Origin of the sequence: Winslowiella arboricola, from assembly GCF_025527015.1 — a bacterium.
GTDB classification, from domain to species: Bacteria; Pseudomonadota; Gammaproteobacteria; order Enterobacterales; family Enterobacteriaceae; genus Erwinia; species Erwinia arboricola.
The window spans coordinates 24,193-43,948 of sequence record NZ_JAODIM010000042.1; the positions used below are offsets into that span (position 1 = coordinate 24,193).

The 19,756-nt window shown below is 54.2% G+C and carries 19 protein-coding genes; 11 read left to right on the forward strand and 8 right to left on the reverse strand.

Annotated elements, in window-relative coordinates; translation table 11 throughout:
• Positions 1-403 precede the first annotated feature (403 nt).
• From N5923_RS14505 to N5923_RS14530, 6 genes are all read left to right on the forward strand, one after another.
• On the forward strand, positions 404-1,756 hold the full coding sequence (locus tag N5923_RS14505) for a TolC family outer membrane protein (RefSeq protein WP_267142482.1): 1,353 nt from the start codon (positions 404-406) through the stop codon (positions 1,754-1,756).
• Positions 1,757-1,793: 37 nt separating this feature from the next.
• On the forward strand, positions 1,794-3,944 hold the full coding sequence (locus N5923_RS14510; protein WP_267142571.1) for a type I secretion system permease/ATPase: 2,151 nt from the start codon (positions 1,794-1,796) through the stop codon (positions 3,942-3,944).
• Positions 3,941-5,110 (forward strand): HlyD family efflux transporter periplasmic adaptor subunit, encoded by a 1,170-nt coding sequence (locus N5923_RS14515; protein ID WP_267142483.1) that lies wholly within the window; start codon positions 3,941-3,943, stop codon positions 5,108-5,110. The genes N5923_RS14510 and N5923_RS14515 overlap by 4 nt, the downstream gene beginning before the upstream one ends.
• Positions 5,111-5,714: 604 nt before the next feature.
• Positions 5,715-6,818 carry a porin OmpC gene (ompC, locus tag N5923_RS14520; RefSeq protein ID WP_267142484.1) on the forward strand — a complete coding sequence of 368 codons (1,104 nt, stop codon included), beginning with the start codon at positions 5,715-5,717 and terminating at the stop codon, positions 6,816-6,818.
• Between the two features lie 338 nt (positions 6,819-7,156).
• Positions 7,157-7,420 carry a type II toxin-antitoxin system ParD family antitoxin gene (locus N5923_RS14525; protein WP_267142485.1) on the forward strand — a complete coding sequence of 88 codons (264 nt, stop codon included), beginning with the start codon at positions 7,157-7,159 and terminating at the stop codon, positions 7,418-7,420.
• Positions 7,417-7,701: a type II toxin-antitoxin system RelE/ParE family toxin gene (locus tag N5923_RS14530; RefSeq protein ID WP_267142486.1), complete on the forward strand. Its 285-nt coding sequence runs from the start codon at positions 7,417-7,419 to the stop codon at positions 7,699-7,701. Before N5923_RS14525 ends, N5923_RS14530 begins: the two co-directional genes overlap by 4 nt.
• A gap of 20 nt (positions 7,702-7,721) precedes the next feature.
• On the opposite strand, the gene N5923_RS14535 is transcribed toward N5923_RS14530, so the two are convergent.
• Entirely contained in the window at positions 7,722-8,288 is a 567-nt protein-coding gene (locus tag N5923_RS14535) for a TetR/AcrR family transcriptional regulator (RefSeq protein ID WP_267142487.1), read from the reverse strand.
• A 90-nt stretch (positions 8,289-8,378) separates the two neighbouring features.
• Here N5923_RS14535 and N5923_RS14540 point away from each other — a divergent pair, with 90 nt between their 5' ends.
• A complete protein-coding gene (locus N5923_RS14540) occupies positions 8,379-8,837 on the forward strand; it encodes a nuclear transport factor 2 family protein (protein ID WP_267142488.1) in 459 nt (152 codons plus the stop codon).
• 38 nt (positions 8,838-8,875) lie between these two features.
• On the opposite strand, the gene N5923_RS14545 is transcribed toward N5923_RS14540, so the two are convergent.
• The 3 genes from N5923_RS14545 to N5923_RS14555 are packed head-to-tail and all read right to left on the reverse strand — an operon-like array spanning position 8,876 to position 11,455.
• Positions 8,876-9,664 (reverse strand): ABC transporter ATP-binding protein, encoded by a 789-nt coding sequence (locus N5923_RS14545; RefSeq protein WP_267142489.1) that lies wholly within the window; start codon positions 9,662-9,664, stop codon positions 8,876-8,878.
• Entirely contained in the window at positions 9,661-10,425 is a 765-nt protein-coding gene (locus N5923_RS14550) for an ABC transporter permease (RefSeq protein ID WP_267142490.1), read from the reverse strand. Before N5923_RS14550 ends, N5923_RS14545 begins: the two co-directional genes overlap by 4 nt.
• Before the next feature lie 10 nt (positions 10,426-10,435).
• A complete protein-coding gene (locus N5923_RS14555) occupies positions 10,436-11,455 on the reverse strand; it encodes an ABC transporter substrate-binding protein (RefSeq protein WP_267145241.1) in 1,020 nt (339 codons plus the stop codon).
• A 492-nt stretch (positions 11,456-11,947) separates the two neighbouring features.
• On the opposite strand from N5923_RS14555, the gene apbE reads away from it, so the two are divergent.
• From apbE to N5923_RS14575, 4 genes are all read left to right on the forward strand, one after another.
• A complete protein-coding gene (gene apbE, locus N5923_RS14560) occupies positions 11,948-12,985 on the forward strand; it encodes an FAD:protein FMN transferase ApbE (RefSeq protein ID WP_267142492.1) in 1,038 nt (345 codons plus the stop codon).
• A 32-nt stretch (positions 12,986-13,017) separates the two neighbouring features.
• On the forward strand, positions 13,018-13,659 hold the full coding sequence (alkB, locus tag N5923_RS14565; RefSeq protein ID WP_267142493.1) for a DNA oxidative demethylase AlkB: 642 nt from the start codon (positions 13,018-13,020) through the stop codon (positions 13,657-13,659).
• A gap of 204 nt (positions 13,660-13,863) precedes the next feature.
• Positions 13,864-15,516, forward strand: a complete 1,653-nt coding sequence (locus N5923_RS14570) for a multidrug ABC transporter permease/ATP-binding protein (protein ID WP_267142494.1) — start codon at positions 13,864-13,866, stop codon at positions 15,514-15,516.
• Positions 15,517-15,543: 27 nt separating this feature from the next.
• Complete coding sequence (locus N5923_RS14575) at positions 15,544-16,365, forward strand: hypothetical protein (RefSeq protein WP_267142495.1); 822 nt, start codon at positions 15,544-15,546, stop codon at positions 16,363-16,365.
• A gap of 188 nt (positions 16,366-16,553) precedes the next feature.
• Here N5923_RS14575 and N5923_RS14580 read toward each other — a convergent pair whose 3' ends face one another.
• Genes N5923_RS14580 through N5923_RS14595 form a run of 4 tightly spaced genes read right to left on the reverse strand, consistent with a single transcriptional unit; the run spans position 16,554 to position 19,733 of the window.
• Positions 16,554-17,348, reverse strand: coding sequence for an amino acid ABC transporter ATP-binding protein (locus tag N5923_RS14580; RefSeq protein WP_267142496.1), 795 nt, complete (start codon positions 17,346-17,348; stop codon positions 16,554-16,556).
• On the reverse strand, positions 17,332-18,258 hold the full coding sequence (locus tag N5923_RS14585) for an amino acid ABC transporter permease (protein ID WP_267142497.1): 927 nt from the start codon (positions 18,256-18,258) through the stop codon (positions 17,332-17,334). Before N5923_RS14585 ends, N5923_RS14580 begins: the two co-directional genes overlap by 17 nt.
• Positions 18,259-18,268: 10 nt before the next feature.
• Entirely contained in the window at positions 18,269-18,781 is a 513-nt protein-coding gene (locus N5923_RS14590) for a GNAT family N-acetyltransferase (RefSeq protein ID WP_267142498.1), read from the reverse strand.
• Between the two features lie 10 nt (positions 18,782-18,791).
• Positions 18,792-19,733 (reverse strand): ABC transporter substrate-binding protein, encoded by a 942-nt coding sequence (locus N5923_RS14595; protein WP_267142499.1) that lies wholly within the window; start codon positions 19,731-19,733, stop codon positions 18,792-18,794.
• Positions 19,734-19,756: the final 23 nt, after the last annotated feature.

Genomic DNA, 19,756 nt, shown 5'->3' on the forward strand with positions numbered 1-19,756 from the left:
AAACCGTAACAAGGGAGAACTGGTTAACAGGTCTGATTTAACCGCCAGTGGCTGAATTTTAGCGCTAAACGCCACTGTTTTTGCCCTGTGACGGGCGGCTTAATGCTGTTTGGATGCGAGTGTTATTAAAATAACCGGCTGTTTGAGCAGGAAAAAATGGCCAAACTGTTCTATTAATTTAATGGTAGTGAAAATTCCCCGAGACAGGGGAATGACAATGAAAAGTTAATTTAATTTATCGAATGGATGCGTTTGATACCTTGTTACCCGTCCGTTGTGGACTTATCGCTGTATAAGGAACCAGGCATAATGCAAACCTCGCTGCCCCCCTTTTTGCTGAGACAGGCCATACGGTTAACAGCAACAGCCGACAACAACAAACGCTAAAACTGTGGTGTTAATCATGAATAGAGTGTTGGTTTCGTTGTGTCTGGGCGCGTTTTGCAGCCTGTCGACACAGCATGCCGTTGCGGCGGCAGAACCGAAGGCAGAATTTAACTGGCGAGCGGCTCCCACCGAGGAGCAGATTGCCACCCTGACATTGCGCGAGGCGATTTTGCGCGCCTTTGCGCGTAACCCCAAAATTGCTGAAGCCGCTGCGCAGATTCATGTTGGTGAAGCCGATCTGGATGCGGCAAAAAGCGCCTGGTATCCACAAATTTCACTACAGGCCAGCGGCGGTCGATCTAACCAGACCGACTCGGCTGGCAGCCTGAATAATAATGCCTCCGGTGGTCTGACGCTCAGTCAGCTGTTGTATGACTTTGGTCGTACCGGCGGGGCGATCGATGAACAGCATGCGTTATCTGATGCTTACCGCTTTGGTCTGTACGACACCATGACCACCGTCGCGCAGGATACCCTGCAGGCCTATCTGGAGGTGAAACGCTATCAGGCTTTAACGCTAGCTTCACGCAGCAATATCGCCTCGCTGGAACATGTGCGCGAGATCGCCCAGATGCGCGCCGATGCCGGACTCAGTTCGCAATCCGATGTGTTGCAGGCGGGAACCCGTATTGCCGGAATGCGCGCCACGCTGGAGCAGTACCGTGCGCAGCAGCGCTCGGCACAGGCGCAGCTGACGGTGCTGACCGGCGTGGTATCAGACAATCTGCCGGAACTGCCGCAAAGTCTGCTGCAACAGCAGGTGACGCTGGACAAAATCGCCTACGAAAAAAGCGCCGCAGTGCGCAGTGCGCAGGCCAAACAGGAAGCGGCCAGCGATCGTGTCCGCCAGGCGCAGTCCAATCACTGGCCGACAATTAAAGTCGAAGCGGGGCGTACCCGTTATGAAAACGACAACCGCTCTTACTGGGACGATCAGCTGCAATTACGGGTAGAAGCGCCGATTTATCAGGGCGGTTTGGTCAACGCCAAAACGCGTTCGGCGCAAGGCGAACGTGAAGCCGCACTGGCGGCGATTGAGCAGTCAAAACTGGATATCAACCAGCGGGCATCAACCGCTTATGCCGATATGATTGGCGCCCAGCAGCGTCAGCAGGCGGGGGAAGATCAGCTGGCCAGCGCCGACCATACCCGCTCGGTGTATGCCGATGAATACAAACTGAATAAACGCAGCCTGAACGATCTGCTCAGCGTCGAGCAGGATGTCTTCCAGGCCGACAGCATGCGCACTGTTGCGCTCTATGACGGCTGGGATGCCACCGTGCGCTATGCCGCGGCGGTAGACAATCTGCTCGATATTATGGGGATCGATCGCGAAGCGAACAGCGGGCAAACCCTGCCTGCGCTGTAATGGTTCACCTGCGCACCACGAATAAAAGGCAGTAATGATGACGACACAAACCGCAAGCACCGAAAACTGGATTGAGGCAATGCTGCGCGTAGCCGCCCGTTTTGGTAAACCGGCCGAAGGGCACACCCTGCGCCAGCAGATGCGCTGGTTTGAGCACCTGAGCGCCAGCCAGCAGCTGGAACGTCTGGCGGGTCTGCTCGGCCTGCATCTGACCATGATGCCGCGCGATAAAATTCGCTGGCGACAGGAAGTGACGCCGGTGGTGCTGATTCTGGAAAACGGCAGTGTGGCGGTGGTCGAAGCGATCGATGCGGAAGGCAACGCACGTTACTGGATCAGCGATGGCGGCGATGTGGTGCGCGAAACCGAGCTGGCGCTGCTGCTGGCGCAAAGTAAAGAGCAGGTGGCGATTATCGGCGTCGCGGCGCGCGGGCGCGATGCGCGTATCGACGAGTTTGTGCAGCCGTATAAAAAGCACTGGTTCTGGCACAACTTTCGCGGCATGGGGCGGCGTATTGCGGAGATCTCGCTGGCATCTGTCGTCGGCAACGTACTGGCGCTGGCCGGTATTCTGTTTTCGATGCAGGTCTATGACCGGGTGATCCCGGCGCAGTCGGAGTCGACCTTGTGGGTGCTGTTTGTCGGGGTACTGATTGCCGCGGCGATTGAGTACCTGATCCGCCTGATGCGTACCCAGGTGTCGGATGTGATGGGGAAACGCATCGATCTAAAAGTGTCGTCGATGCTGTTTGCCCGCGCGATGAATATCCGCAATGAAGCGCGGCCGAAATCCACCGGCTCGTTTATCTCGCAGCTGCGTGAAATCGATCAGGTGCGTGAACTGCTGACCTCCACCACCGTCGGGGCGGCGGCGGATATGCCGTTTGTGATCCTGTTCCTGTTTATTATGGCGTTTATCGGCGGCCCGCTGGTGATTATTCCGTTGCTGGCGATCCCGCTGATTGTGATCCCTGGCCTGTTGTTGCAGATCCCGATGGCGAAGCTGGCGAAAGAGGGGATGCGTGAAGGGGCGCTGCGCAATGCGGTGCTGGTAGAAACGATTGAAGGTATTGAAGATATCAAAGCGTTGCAGGCTGAGCCTTACTTCCAGCGTCAGTGGGAGCAAACGCACGAAGTCAGCGCGGCGATCGGGATGAAACAGCGACTGTGGGGCGCGCGTCTTACCGGCTGGGCATCGACGGTGCAGCAGCTAACCTATGCCGGCATGCTGGTATTTGGTACCTATCTGGTGCTGAGCGGCGATATCACCACCGGTACACTGGTGGCCAGCAGCCTGCTGTCATCCCGCACTATCGCGCCACTGATGCAACTGACCATGGTGTTCTCGCGCTGGCAACATGCGAAAAGCGCGATGAACGGCCTTGATGAGCTGTTAAAACGCCCGCTGGATCAGCCGGAAGAGGGTGAAATCGCCCACTGTCCCACCCTGACCGGCCACTACGATCTGCGCAATGTGCAGTACACCTATGATGAAGAGAACGTGAAAAACGTGCTCAGTGTGGCGAAGCTGCAAATCAAGCCCGGCGAACGTATTGCCTTGCTCGGCAAGGTGGGGGCAGGCAAATCAACGCTGCTGAAACTGCTGGCCGGTCAGGCCAGTGCTACCCAGGGCAAAGTAGTGGTGGATGGCGTGGATATCGGCCGTATTGATCCGGTGGATTTGCGCCGCCAGCTGGGCTGGTTATCGCAGGACTCGCGCTTATTCTTTGGCACGTTGCGCCAGAACCTGATGCTGGGCAATCCGCACGCCAGCGAGCAGGAGATGTTACAGGCGCTACGCATTAGCGGCGCGCTAAGTCTGGTACAGCAGGATGCTGCCAGCCTTGACCGCATTATTAATGAGGGCGGGCGCGGGTTATCCGGCGGACAACGGCAGATGGTGATGCTCAGCCGCATGATCCTGCGTCAGCCGCAGGTGGTATTAATGGATGAGCCGACCGCGTCGATGGATGAGCAGCTGGAAGAGCATGTGATTCGCCAGATGCAGGGCTGGCTTTCCGGGCGCACGCTGGTGCTGGTTACCCACCGTCCGGCGCTGCTGAAACTGGTTGATCGTATTGTGGTGATGGATAACGGACGGATTATTGCCGACGGTCCGCGCGACGAGATTCTGCGTGCGGTCACTCCGGCCACGTCTGGCGCCGCCAAAGCGGGAGATGCCGCATGAGCCTGATTCTGATTGACCGCGATTTAAAGCGAAATGAAAAACGCACCTCGGCGATTATCTGGATCTCGACCGCCGCTTTAGTGCTGTTTCTGGTCTGGGCGCATTTTGCCATTCTCGATGAAGTGACGGTAGGCACCGGTAAAGTCACGCCCTCCACCCGTGCGCAGGTGATTGAAAGTCTCGATGGCGGCATCGTTGAGCAACTGAATGTGCATGAAGGGGATATTGTCGAGAAAGGGCAGGTGCTCGGACGGCTTGATCCGACCCGTTTTCAGTCCAACTTTGGCGAAGCACAATCCAAAGCGCGCACCTTGCGCGCCTCAGCCGAGCGCCTGCGTTCAGAACTGACCGGTGCACCGCTGCAGTTCAGCGCCGAAACCTTGCAGGAGCCGGAGCTGGTGGCGCGTGAAACGCAGCTCTACCAGTCACGTCGCCGTAATCTGACGGAGACCGTCAGAAATCTGCAGCAGTCGATGAAGCTGGTACAGGATGAGCTGCGGATGACGCAGCCGCTGGTCGCCAAAGGCGCGGCCGGGCAGGTTGAAGTGATTCGTTTACAGCGCCAGGTGGCTGAGCTGCGCGGTAAGATCGATGAAGCGACCAACGACTATGCGGTGCGCGCGCGCGAAGAGCAGGTCAAGAATAACGCCGATCTTGATGCGCAGTTGCAGGTGCTGACCGGTAAGCAGGATCAGTTAAAACACGCGGTCCTCTATTCACCGGTACGCGGTATTGTCAAAGATATCCAGGTCACTACCGTTGGCGGCGTATTACAGCCGGGCGGCAAGCTGATGGAAATTGTGCCGCTTGAAGATCAGTTGCTGATTGAAACCCGCATCAATCCACGCGACATCGCCTATATCCGGCCAGGGCTGCCGGCGACGGTGAAGATCACCGCTTATGACTCGTCGATCTACGGCAATCTGACCGGCGATGTGGAAAGCGTGTCACCGGATACCCTGCAGGATGAGGTGAAACGTGATCAATACTACTATCGCATCTATGTGCGCACGCAGAAGGCCGAGTTAACTAACCGCGCCGGGCGCACCTTCCCGATTGTGCCGGGCATGGTCGCCAGTGTTGAAATTAAAACCGGTCAGAAATCCGTGATGGATTATCTGATTAAGCCGCTAAATAAAGTTAAAGAGTCGCTGCGCGAGCGGTAGTAAAGAGAACCAGCGATAATTGATGCGGCGATTATTTCCACAAAATAAATAAGTGGCGATAATTGCCGCTTATAAATGAACATTGCGTGCTAAAAGAGACAAATAATGCGCTAATAAGCGGTGGTTATTTTTCGTGTGAAAAACAGGTTTACGTTTAATGACGATTAGATAATCAGCGGGAAACAGCCAAAAAAAATGCCGGACAAATAATGTCCGGCGGGAAATAACGGTATAACATCTCATTCGGGGTGAATGAAGGTAATAATCAAATAAAATGATGATAGCGGGTACATTCTATAACCTGATGGCAGAATATTTTTATCATTCAGTGCTTAAAATGTAATTTTATGTAATTGTATGATTTATAGCGATTAATTTGTTTTGATACATTAAGTGCTATATTTTTAAGCTATGAGTGCTGTGTAAAAGTTCCGCGTAAATTACATTTTGCAATATGTATCTTTTACTTTGAAACAGTTTCGGAGATTCAGTAGCATTTTCCCGATAGCATATTAGTTGCCTCAAATTGACAATAGCTTGCCGGCTGAATTTTATACATTCAGCACGCAGTGGCAAATAAGGCACATAACTAGAGGGTAATAAAATGAAACTTCGAGTTCTTTCCCTGATGGTCCCCGCGATGCTGATCGCCGGCTCAGCGGGTGCAGCAGAGATCTACAACAAAGACGGCAACAAATTAGATCTCTTCGGTAAAGTCGACGGTTTGCACTATTTCTCCGATAACGACAGCAGCGATGGTGACCAGTCGTATGTTCGTTTCGGCTTCAAAGGTGAAACGCAGATTTCTGACCAGCTTACCGGTTACGGTCAGTGGGAATACCAGGCGGCGCTGAACAACGCGGAGTCGCAAGGGACTGAAAACAGCTATACCCGTGTTGGATTTGCTGGTCTGAAATTCGGTGATGCGGGTTCTTTCGATTACGGTCGTAACTACGGCGTGGCTTACGATATCGGCGCATGGACCGACGTACTGCCAGAGTTCGGCGGCGATACCTACGGTGCGGACAACTATCTGTTCCAGCGTGGCAACGGCATGGCCACTTACCGCAACAACAACTTCTTTGGTCTGGTCGATGGCCTGAACTTTGCGGTTCAGTACCAGGGCAAAAATGGCAATGGCACCGAATCACCTAATGGCCGCGATGTTCTGGGTCAGAATGGCGATGGCTGGGGTCTCTCTACCACTTATGATCTGGGTTCTGGCTTCGGTATCGGTGCCGCAACCTTCTCATCTGATCGTACTAACGACCAGAATGCCCCGGGCGTGCTGGGCAGCGGTGATAAAGCAACGGCTTACACCGGTGGTCTGAAATATGACGCCAACAATATTTACCTGGCGGCGATGTACACCAAGTCCTGGAACGCTACCCGTTTCGGCAGCAGCGGTTCCGGCGCTTATGGTTATGCGGATAAAGCGGAAAACTGGGAACTGGTTGCGCAGTATCAGTTCGACTTCGGCCTGCGTCCTTCGCTGGCTTACGTCACCTCGCGCGGTACGGATGTTGAAGGTTATGGCAAACAGAACCTGAAAAAATACATCGACGTTGGCGCGACCTACTACTTCAACAAAAACATGTCCACTTATGTTGATTACCAGATCAATATGCTGGATGACAATCAGTTCACCCAGGATGCTGGTGTGAATACTGATGATATTGTGGCGCTGGGCCTGGTTTACCAGTTCTGAGTGTCAACGGGGGCGTAGCAGTACGCTCCCGCTATTTTCTCTTCTTCTGCACCACTCCTCCTGCTGACTCTTCATCTTCGCTCTCCCCGGTAGCGGCCTGTTAATTTGTGACAAAATAATTGATTTTTTAATTATAACATTATGATTTTCAATCGATAATGCTATCAACTTCGCAATGTATAAAGTTAAGAATTTACACGGAATTCTCCAGGGATTAACTTTGTGTCGCAGTGTTAATTTTATTACGTTAAAAATGACAGAACACTGGGCTTGATGATGAAAACTAAAGCTGAAATACTAATAGTTATTAACTGATAGTATCGAGCCGGAGGAATATCATGACAACCAGCGTTGCGCTTAGCACTCATTTCGAGGATTTTATCCGCGAACAGATTGATAGCGGTCGTTATAACAATGTCAGTGAAGTCATACGCGCTGGTCTGCGGGCGCTGGAAGAGAGAGAACAACAAAGGAAGCTGGAAGCGCTGCGGGTTGCGGTTGATGCAGGGATAAACAGTGGCAAAGGTCGGAGTGCTGAAGACGTTTTCGATCGCCTGTCAGAGAAATATCGCCAGATAGCAGAGAACGGAAGCAATAAATGAAACTCAATATCTCACCGTTAGCGGAGCAGGATATCGAAGCTATTGGTGACTATATTGCACAGGATAATCCGCAAAGAGCATTGAGCTTCACCGGAGAGCTTTATCAGCAGTGCTGCCTGATCGGCGAAACGCCGCAGCTCTACCGCGAGCGGCCTGAACTGGGAAAACAGGTCAGGAGCTGTGCTTATGGTCGCTATCTTATTCTTTTCAGTTCAGGTGAGACAGAAGTACGAATCGAACGCGTTCTGCATGGCGCCCGTGATATCAGCGATCTTTTCTGAAATGGCTCGTTGCCGCCCGTCTATCGCCCCAGTATCGCCCCCAGCGTCTCGCCCAGCAGTAAAACCGTTCGCTCAATATCTTTACCCATCTGCACCTGCACAATCGCGCCATCCACTAAGAATGCTACTATCTCCGCCCGGCTCTGTTGCTCTGCGGGTAAATACGCGGCAATCACTGCGCACATCGCCTGTTTATGCTGCTGCACGATTGCTAACGCTTCTGGCAGCGTATCGGCCAGTTCGGTTGCGGCATTGATAAAGGCGCAGCCGCGAAAATCGGGCTGTTGAAACCAGCTGTGTAGCGCTGCCGCTAATGCCCGTGCAGGATTTTTTTCGCCATTTTCTGCCGCCAGCGCCTGTTGAAAAGCGGCGATCCAGCGCTGATGGCGCACCTGTAAAAAAGCCAAAACCAGATCGTTTTTCGCCGGGAAATGACGATAGAAGGTCACTTTAGTGACGCCAGCAGCGGCGATAATCTTATCGACTCCGGTCGCGCGAATACCGTCCTGATAGAACAGGCGACAGGCGCTGGCAACAATTCGATCGCGGGCGCTGGCTTGTGCATCAAAGGGTTCAGAGATCAGCATCGGGTTCCTCAAATGGGGGTAGACAACTCTGTCTACATACGGCAGAGTAATACAGGTAGACAATCTTGTCTACTTCCTTCAGGAGGCCATATGTCATTAGTTCCCCCGTTTGATAGCGCCAGCGCCAGCAAAAAAGTGCGTATGGCCGAGGATGCGTGGAATTCACGCGATCCACAACGTGTCGCCCAGGTGTATGCGCCGGACACCCGCTGGCGTAATCGTGCTGAATTTATCAATGGTCGTGATCAGGTTGTCGCTTTTCTGACAAATAAGTGGGTGAAAGAGCATCAATATCGTCTAATTAAACAGTTGTGGGCCTGTAGCGAAGATGTGATTGCGGTGCGTTTTGCCTATGAATGGCATGACGACAGCGGCAACTGGTTTCGCAGCTATGGCAATGAAAACTGGCGTTTTAATCAGCAAGGCCTAATGACGGAGCGTTTCGCCAGCATTAATGATTTGCCGATTCAGCCGGACGAGCGTCTGTTTCACTGGCCGCTGGGACGTCGCCCTGATGAACATCCAGGCTTAAGTGAGCTGGGTTGTTAGTGCTCAGCTCTGCCGCCAGCGGCAGAGTCTGAAATCGTTTAGCCTGCTGCCATTTCGCGTTTAAATACTGCCAGCGTATGGGCTTTGACGCGAATAAACTCCGGATCGCTCATTGCTTCCGCCCCGCGTGGGCGCGGCAGCGTAAAGGGTACAATTTCGGCGACGCTGGTGGGGCGCCGGGTCAGCAACAGAATCTCGTCGGCGAGAAATACCGCATCTTCCAGGTCATGAGAGACAATCAGCATGGTCACGCCAGTGGCCTGCTGCACTTCCTGCAGCTTGTCGCGAATAAACAGCGTCATTTCAAAATCGAGCGCGGAGAAGGGCTCATCGAGAAACATTACTTCCGGGCCGGGCGCCAGCGCACGCATAATACAGACCGTTTGCTGCTGCCCACCCGACAGCTCGTACGGATAACGCTGCAGATCAAAACGAATATCAAACATCTCCGCCAGTTCCTGCACTCGCGCCTGTACCGCTGCTTTTTTCATGCCACGGCGTACCAGCGGATAAGCGATATTTTTCCATGCGCTCATCCACGGAAACAGCGCTTCACGATAGTTTTGAAAGACATAGCCAATGGTGGTTTCGGCCAGGGTTTTGCCATCAAACAGCACTTCGCCACGATCAAGCGGGATCAGCCCGGCCACCATATTCATCAGCGTCGATTTACCGCAACCGTTTGGGCCGAATATTGAGACAATTTTGCCTTTTGGCAGGTCAAGATTGAGATCCTGATAGAGCGGCTGGCCGGCAAAAGATTTATACAGGCCGCGAATGGTGACGTGGGTGTTGCTGGCGGGATAGATCATTTCCGTTGTCGTCATGCTTTGCCACTCCAGTGGACGAAACTTTTCTCAATCAGCAGAAAAACCAGATTCAGCAGATAGCCGAAAGCACCGGTAATCAGAATCGAAGCGTACATATCTTTGATATTAAATACCTGCTGGGCGTCGATAATGCGGTGTCCCAGCCCGGTTTCGGAACCGATAAACATCTCGGCGACTATTACGATCACCAGCGCCATGGACACGCCGGTACGCAGGCCGACAAAGGTCTGCGCCAGACTCTCCATCAGCATAATATCTTTAAAAATATGCCAGCGCGAAATCCCCATCACCTGCGCCGCCATCAGCCGGGTCTTTTTCGCGTTCATTACGCCATAGGCGCTGTTAAACAGGATCACCAGCACCGCGGCAAAGGCGGCAATTGCAATTTTATTGGCGTCGGTGATGCCAAAAATCAACATAAACAGCGGAATCAGCGCTGATGAAGGGGTAGAGCGAAAGAAGTCGATCAGAAACTCGACGCTGCGATAAACCTTTTCGCTGCTGCCCAGGACGATGCCCAGCGGCACGCCAATTACCGCGGCAAAAGCGAACGCCATCAGCGTGCGATACAGCGTGGCGCCGATATCCTGCATCATGCTGGCGTCGCCCGGCATCGAAAACAGATAGCTCAGGGTTTCGCCCGGCGAAGGCAGCAGCACCGGGTTAAGCCATTTGGCGCTTACCGCCGTTTGCCAGAACAAAAACAGGGCAACCGGGCCGATAAACGGCAGCAGGCGACGTGACCAGCGTGATGACATAGAACCTCCGTCAGGCGTGATAGATAATATTGGCAACATCTACCGGCTGGCGGAAAATTTTGCGCTCGCTAAACACATCATAAAATTTCTGGAACCACTGCAGATTGTCGCCATTAAGCTGGTCGTACATCACAAAGCCCGGCAGCGGCACCTCTTTCACCAGTGCTGGCTCAATGCTGGTATAGCCCGCAACGTTTTCGCGCGCGGCATCCGGGTTTTGCTGAATAAATTCCACCGCTTTGCCATAAGCGGCGATAAAGGCTTTGGCCTGCGCGTTTTCACTACTGATAAAACTGCTGGTCAGCGCGGCAGCGCCGCCAAACCATGGCGCAGCGGCATCACCCAGCACATATCGGGAAATTACGCCGGTTTCCAGTACCCGCGCCAGTCCCTTCAGGCGTCCGACGGTGCCAGTGGGTTCGAGGGTATAGACGCCATCGATTTGTCCGGCAGCAAGGGCAGGGGCGTGCTGGCCGACCGGCAACTCCATTACCTGTGGTGCGCTAAAACCATTTTTTTCCAGAATGATCTTTGCCATGGTGACATTCTGAATGCCGGGGCCGCAGGCAATTTTTTTACCTTTCAGTTCTGCGATGCTTTGTACTGTGCTATTGAGTGGCACCAAAAACTCATCCAGCACCATGGTTTTATTGGACGGGTTGGCGCAGATAATCTTAAACAGGCCCGGACTGGTGATTTCGCCCAGTCCGAGTGCGCCGGTGGCGGTACCGTTGGCGCAGCCGTGAATGCGGCCGGTAATCATCGACTCGACAACTTGTTGTGCGCTGGCGAACTTCACCGCTTTAACGTTGAGTCCGGCCTGCTTAAACAGTCCGCGCTCGACGCCAACATACAGCGGTAAGCCGCCGACAATCGGCCAGTAGCCGATGCGAATCTCTTCTTCGGCGGCGAAGGCCAGCTGGCTGCCGAGCATACCTTCCAGCGCCACGCCACCAAGAGTCAGGGCGGAGTACTTCATCAGGCGGCGGCGTAACAGATCAATATTTACCGTTTTTTTATTTTCGCTCATAGCCAGCTCCCGGCTGCAGAATGTTAAGGTCACTTGTATACAAGATGAAAAACATTAAGCAGAAGTTGTGCCAGGTTTACTGTATGCGCTGTATAAGGGATTGATGGCTGGCGGATACGATGCTGGCATCGCTTTGGTGCAGGCTGTTCCGTGATGGTGCTTGCGCACGGTGATCAAAAAAGCCCCGATAAACGGGGCCTTAATGGAATGCTAGCGATGGCGTTGGCGGGTAAGAGTTTTAGCTCGAGTCTGTTTATAATATCTTTGGCCTGTGTAAATCACCAGACCAATCAGCACTACGAGGAGCACGATATTTTGCATATAAGTCTCCTTTATAGCTTGTTGTCATACGCAAATAGCTTGAGTGAGATCGCTGTCTCGGGCAACCATTCTGGGCAGACGAAGCGCCGGGGTCAAGGGGGTGTTGGCTGATTTACAAATGCTTTAACTGCGGTAATTTTTGTTAACAAAGAGCAACAATAGGGAAATAGTATGAAGTGGTATCTGCTGCGTGGGATGGTGTTACTGGCATGTTTAACTGTATCGTCCTGCGATAAGCCCCAGTCGCTGGCGGTTTCTCCGCTGGTGCTCGAAGGTAAAACTATGGGGACATTCTGGCGCGTTAGCCTGGCGGGTGTCGACAGTACGCGTGGCACCGCGCTGCAACAGGCGATTCAGCAGCAACTTGATGAGGACGATCATCAGTTGTCGACCTGGAAAACAGATTCCGTATTGTCCCGCTTCAATCAGTATCGCGGTTCGCAGCCGCAGCCGGTCAGCGCCAATATGGCGCATATTGTTACTATGGCGCTGCGGATTGGCATTAAAACCGCTGGCGCGATGGATATCACCGTGGGGCCGCTGGTGAATCTGTGGGGTTTTGGCCCTGACAGACAACCCACCCATACGCCGGATCAGGCGGAAATAGATGCGGCACGCGCGCTGACCGGTTTACAGCACCTGAAAGTGATCCAGACCGGCGAAGGGCAATGGCTGCAAAAGGATCTGCCTGCGCTGTATGTCGATCTCTCGACGATGGGAGAGGGTTTTGCCACTGATCATCTGGCGCGTCTGATGGAAAAAGAGGGGATTAACAACTATCTGGTTTCTGTCGGTGGTGCGGTGCTGACGCGCGGTAAAAACGCAGAAGATAAACCCTGGCGCGTCGCCATCCAGAAACCTACCGATCAGGAGAGTGCGGTGCAGGCAGTGGTCGATTTGCAGGGGCATGGTATCAGTACCTCCGGCAGTTATCGCAACTATTATGAGCTGGACGGCAAGCGTATTTCGCATGTTATTGACCCGGTGACCGGCCGGCCAATTGAGCATAAGCTGGTATCGGCCACGGTCATCGCCACTACCGCGCTGGAAGCGGATGGCTGGGATACCGGGCTGATGGTGCTGGGCACCGAAAAAGCCAAACAGCTGGCGATACGCGAAAAACTGGCGGTGTATTTGATCACCAGGCAGGATAATGGCTTCACCAGCTGGATGTCGCCGCAATTTGCGGCTTTTATTCAGACGCAATAATGCGCCGTCTGTAAGCGGCGCGGGAGAAAAGCATGCTGGATCTGTTCGCTGATGATGCGCCCTGGTCGGAGCCGCTGGCTGAGGGCGCAGTGATCTTACGTCGCCTGGTGCGTGATGAAGGGGCGGCATTACTGGCATTGGTGCTGGATGTGGCGGCGCAGAATCCGTTTCATCACCGCATCACACCGGGCGGCCACCGCATGTCGGTGGCGATGACAAACTGTGGCGATCTGGGCTGGTCAACGGATGCACGCGGCTATCAATATAGCGAACAGGATCAGGCTACCGGACGACACTGGCCACCGATGCCGCCACGTTTTCGTCAGCTGGCGACCGCTGCCGCCGCACAGGCGGGGTTTGCTGATTTCCAGCCTGATGCCTGTCTGATAAACCGTTATGAGCCGGGGGCGAAACTGACCCTGCATCAGGATAAGGATGAGAAAGATCTGCGCCAGCCGATAGTGTCGGTTTCGCTGGGCCTGCCGGCGGTGTTCCAGTTTGGCGGTTTTGAGCGTGGGGACGCCACGCAGCGCGTGCTGCTTGAGCATGGCGATGTGGTGGTGTGGGGCGGCCCGTCACGGCTGCGCTTCCATGGCATCCTGCCGCTAAAAGCCGGGGTGCATCCTGTTGCCGGCGCTTATCGCTACAATATTACCTTTCGGCGCGCCCGTTGACGGGGGCCGATAACGGCCCCCCTGTAAAACCCGTATGAACGGCGATAACCCCTCCAGGGGCGGCGTTCTCGCCGCCTGTGCCGATAATTTGCCGCCATAGCTGAAAACCGATAGCAGAATGAGAATTATTATTGCTATCGAATCGCTTCTCATTAAACTGCAGACAGCTTTGCTATTTATTCTAAAAAAATACAGGAAGTTGTTATGGAGTTGCTTTACGTTGTTTATAAGCAGTACCGCTGGCCGTTTATTATGGTGATGGTACTCAGCCTGCTCAGCGCAGTGCTGGGCATTGGGCTGATTGCTTTTATTAACCGTGAGTTAATCGTCAATGTTAACTCGTCGCTGCTGGTGCTTCCTCAGTTCCTCGGTTTACTGCTGCTGCTGATGGCAGTCACTTTTGGCGCGCAGCTGGCGCTGACGCAGCTGGGACATCACTTTATTTATCGTCTGCGCGGCGAATTTATTAAACGTATTCTGGATACCCGCGTAGAACGTATCGAACAGATTGGTAACGCCCAGCTGCTGGCGGGTTTAACCAGCGATGTGCGTAATATTACGCTGGCTTTTGTGCGTCTGCCGGAGCTGATTCAGGGGATTATTATTACCATCGGTTGTGCCGCGTATCTGGCATGGTTGTCGCCACAAATGATGATCGTGACCTCCGTCTGGGTGGCAGTTACCGTGGTTGGTGGCTGGTTACTGGTCTCGCGCGTTTACAGCCATCTGGCGAAGCTGCGTGAAACCGAAGACCGTCTGTATAAAGATTATCAGACAGTGATCGATGGCCGCAAAGAGCTGGCGCTGAACCGCGAACGTGCGCAGCAGATCTTTGAACAGGTCTATCAGGAAGATGCGAAAACCTACCGCCATCATATCGTCCGTGCCGATACTTTCCATCTGAGTGCGGTTAACTGGTCGAATATTATGATGCTCGGCGCGATCGGTCTTGCCTTCTTTATGGCCAACAGCCTTGGCTGGGCAGATACCGCCGTGGCTGCAACCTATTCGCTGACGCTGCTGTTCCTGCGTACGCCGCTGTTGCAGGCGGTGGGCGCGTTGCCAACTTTACTGAGCGCGCAGGTGGCGTTTAATAAGCTGAATACTTTTAAGCTGGCGGACTACCGTGAAGCGTTTAGCACATTGCCGCCCTCAAAAAACTGGCAGACGCTGGAACTGCGCGATGTGGTGTTCCATTACGGTGACAGCGGTTTTGCCGTTGGCCCGATCAACCTGACTCTGAAGCGCGGTGAGCTGGTGTTTTTAATTGGCGGCAATGGCAGCGGCAAATCAACGCTGGCGATGCTGCTCACCGGCTTGTATCAGCCCGCTTCCGGTGCGCTGGTACTGGATGGTGAAGTGATTGACAGCGACCGCCTCGATGAATTCCGCAAGCTGTTCTCGGCGGTGTTTACCGATGTCCATCTGTTTGACCGTCTGATTGGCCGTGAGGGGGTTCCTGCCGACCCGGCGCTGGTGCAACAGTGGCTGGAACGTCTGAAAATGCAGGATAAACTGAAGCTGGAAGGCAATAAGGTGCTGAATCTGCAACTGTCGAAAGGTCAGAGCAAGCGTCTGGCGCTGTTGCTGGCCACCGCCGAGCAGCGCGATATTTTGCTGCTGGATGAGTGGGCTGCCGACCAGGATCCGCATTTCCGCCGTATCTTCTACCGCGAGCTGCTGCCGTGGTTGCAGGGCATGGGTAAGACGGTGTTTGCCATCAGCCATGACGATCACTACTTTATCCATGCCGACCGTCTGCTGGAAATGCGCGATGGCCAGCTGAGTGAGCTGACCGGTCACGACCGCGAGCAGGCGACGCTGGATGCGGTAAAACGCACCGATACTGCACACTAAGATTTTTGCTTTAACTGCCGGAGAGTCATGATGAATATGCAACAGCTGGTGTTGTTAATATCAACAGGGTCTCTTTCAGCTGCATGGCTCTGCTGGCTGGTTAACGCTAAAAAGATCGATAAATGGCTGGCGACAGGGCTGTTTACTGCGCTGATGCTGGTATGCAGCCAGGTGGTGCGCAGTGATTATCTCAAATCCGATGCTGCCGGCGCACGCAGTATGCGCCAGCAGGTCAGTGAGAGCCTCGATAAACTGCCGGTGATGGTCACCCTGCAACAACAGGATCCGGCAACCCGTCAGAGGCTGGAACAATCGGTGCTGACGGCGATTGAGCAGGGCATGAGTAAGCATCAGGCGCTGGACCAGTTGCAGGCTGAGATCGCCGAAGTGATTGGTAAGCGGGTTTATTACGCGCCGGATAACGATATTAACCAGTATATGGCGGTCACGCTGTTGCAGCTTGGTGAACTGCAACAGAAGGGCGGCAGTCTGTGCTTTCAGTTCCTGTTTCCGCAAACTGCTGGCGGCATTGACCCGACTAAATATAATTCGGCAGAGGTGCTAATGCAGCGGGTGGAAACCGATAACCATCTGCTGCTCGCCTCTTATCAGCTGCCGCAGACCAATCAGCAACAGGAAACGCTGCAGGCTAATGCCCGCATGCAGCAGATTGCACAGCAGCTGGGACAGAAGTATGGCGATGATCTGAAAATGCTGGCGCCACCGCAGCGTAATGATGTTGATCATCAGCAGGTGTGCCGTATTATCAGCGATCTCTATCAGCGCGTGATGGCGCTGCCGCCTGAACAGTCGGCGCCGGTGCTGCGTATTATGCTGCGTAGCGGTTAACCTGGAGTTAAATGCATTTGTTTTGAAGATATTGTTATTAGTCAAGAAGATAGCAAAGGGCTAAGCTGTATACAGACCCGGGCAACAGCAGCCTGTCGTCTTTCCTGCACTTTTCTGTCGTCTTGCCAAATGGTTAATGCCGGTTTATCACCTTGATAAACCGGCTTTTTTATCGGTAACACGCGGAATTACAATACGCTGGCGAGGAAACGGCGGGTACGCGGATGCTGCGGTTGATTAAGTACCTGCTGTGCCCGTCCCTGTTCGACCACTTTGCCATCGACCATAAAGACCACCCGGTCCGCCACTTCGCGCGCAAAACCAATCTCATGGGTGACTACCACCATGGTGGTGCCGGAACGCGCCAGTTTTTTAATCACATCCAGCACCTCACCGACCAGCTCAGGATCGAGCGCTGAAGTGGGTTCATCAAACAGCATTACGCGTGGATTGAGCGCTAACGCGCGGGCAATAGCAATACGTTGCTGCTGGCCGCCGGAAAGATGGCGCGGCCAGGCATTGGCTTTTTCACGCAGGCCAACGGTGTCCAGCAACTGATACGCCAGTGCGATAGCCTGCGCGCGGCTCTGCTTTTTATGCGCAATCGGCGCTTCAATAATATTCTCCAGCACCGTCAGATGCGGGAATAAATTGAAGTTCTGAAACACATAGCCCACTTCGGTACGCTGGCGCAGAATGGCTTTCTCTTTCAGCTCATGCAGGCGATCGCCTTTACGCTGATAGCCAATGTAATCACCATCGATCTGAATAAAACCTTGATCCACGCGTTCCAGATGATTGATGGCGCGCAGCAGTGTTGACTTGCCGGATCCTGACGGCCCCAGGATCACCGTAACCGAACCCGGATCCAGTTCCAGCGATACCTCATCCAGCGCCTTATGGCGGCCAAAGCTTTTACTGACCTGGGTAATGCTAATCTGACCGCGTACCGTGTTTTTGGCGTAATCAATGGCTTCTGACATGGCTGACTCCCTGAGCAAGGTTGCGCCGTTGCAGGCGTTGACGGATCTGACGCCACAATGGCGGTCGCTGGCTGCGGGTGGCGCTGCGCGCCAGCCAGCGTTCAACGTAGTGCTGAATCACCGACAGCACGGTGGTGACAATCAGATACCATACCGCGCCCACCATCAGTAGCGGGATCACCTGCTGGGTGCGGTTATAGACCATCTGAATGGTGTAAAACAGCTCCGGCATCGCCAGCACGTACACCATCGCCGTGCCTTTCGCCAGACTGATCACTTCATTAAAACCGGTGGGAATAATCGCGCGCAGCGCCTGCGGTAAAATAATGCGCATCGTGCGACGGCGCGCTGGCAGGCCGAGCGCCATTGCCGCTTCAAACTGTCCCTCATCGACGCCAAGAATGCCGCCGCGAATAATCTCGGCAGTATAGGCCGCCTGCACCAGCGTCAGGCCAATCACCGCGGTGGGAAACTGGCCGAGCACATCAATGGTCTGATAGCTGGCAAACACCAGCGGGGTAAACGGAATGCCCAGCGACAGGGTGTCGTACAGGTAAGAGAAGTTATACAGAATGATCAGTACCACAATCAGCGGCAGCGAACGGAACAGCCAGATATAGCCCCAGGCGAGACTGGAGAGTAACCATGAAGGCGAGAGGCGCGCCAGCGCCAGCGCGGAACCGAGCAGAATGCTGAACAGGGTGCCAAGCAGCGTCAGCAGCAGAGTTTGCGCCAGCCCGTGCAGGATCACCGGATCAAAGAACCAGCGGGCAAATACCGACCACTCCCAGCGCGGATTCAGCGCCACCGACTGAATCACCGCGGCGAGAATAAATAATGCCAGCAGTGCGCCGAGATGGCGCAGCGGATAACGCGCAGGCACCACGCGCAAGGTTGCAGTTGATTTCACTGACGGCTCCTTAACTGGCATGGGCGTTTGCCGCAACGGTTAACGGTTTGGTAAAACGCAGGCGGCCATCATAAGGCGGCAGGGCGTAGCTTTCCGGGTCGCGGGTAATATCAAACTGTGGCTGGTAGCCATGTGCCAGATAGAGCCGTACCGCCTCCGGCTGGCGGAAACCGGTGGTCAGAAAGATCTGTTGATAACCGGCGAGCTGGGCGCGACGCTCCAGCTCCTGTACTACCACCAGCGCCAGCCCCTGACGGCGTACATCCTGGCGCGTCCAGATGCGTTTCAGCTCGGCGGTTTGTGCGTCGTACGCTTTATAAGCCCCCATGGCGATAATCTCGCCGTCGCGCTCCAGCACAATAAACAGGCCCTGCGGTGGCAGGTACCACTCGGTCAGCTCCTGCTCCTTTTGTGCAGAAAAAAAGTCGCCGTAACGTGCTTCATATTCACCAAACAGACCGCTGAGAATCGGTTGCAGCTCCTCCGCTTCCGGTGACAGCTCGCGAAATTGTGTCTGACTCATGGTTGTCCCCTTAATCGCCCAGGCCTGGTGGATTGATTTCGGAATGGTCGAGGCGCTCAATACCCTCGCCCCAGCGGTTCAGCACTTTGTCGTAGCTGCCATTTTTAATTACGCCATTCAGCGCAATATTGACCGGATCCACCAGTCCATTGCCCTTTTTCAGGGTGACGGCGATATGCGCCGCTTTCGGCCAGCCACCGTCAACGCTGCCGACCAGTTTTGTCTGGCCGGTCAGTGCGGCTTTCCATGCGCCAATCACATTCGGACCAAAGTAAGCGTCAGCGCGGCCGGACTGCAGAGCCAGCGTTTGCGCCGCATCATCTTTGCTGTAAACCGGGGTGAAGGCTTTCAGCCCTTTAGCCTGATTGGCCTGATCCCACGCCAGCAAAATGGCCTCCTGATTGGTGCCGGAGCCGACGATAATCCGCAACCCGGCAATATCTTCCGCCTTGTTGATGGCGCTGATTTTGCTGGTGGATTTGACATAAAAACCGAGTGAATCTTTGCGGTAGGTGGCGAAATCAAATTTCTCTTTGCGATCTTTTGTCACCGTTACATTGGTGATGGCAGCATCATATTTGCCGGATGCCACGCCCAGCGGCCAGTCCTCCCACGAGGTGGCGACCACATTCAGCTCAAGGCCGAGGCTGTCAGCCACCAGACGGGCGATATCAGCCTCGCTGCCGAGCAGGGTTTTATTGTCATCGGAAAACAGCGTTAACGGTGGCGAGTTCAGCCCGGCGATCGCCACGGTAAATTTACCCGGCACCGCAAAACGGTGGCCAGCCGGAATGCTGGCGATGGCCTGCGGATTTTTATCGGTATTAACCGGCGCTTTATTAGCTTCGACGCTGACGCCCTGGCCATTGAGATTAACCTCTTCGGCAGCACTGAAGCCGCTAATCAGCAATGCAGAGAGTAGCGCGAGGGTGAATAATGGATTCGTTTTCATAATGTCAGACTCTTATTGTGCGA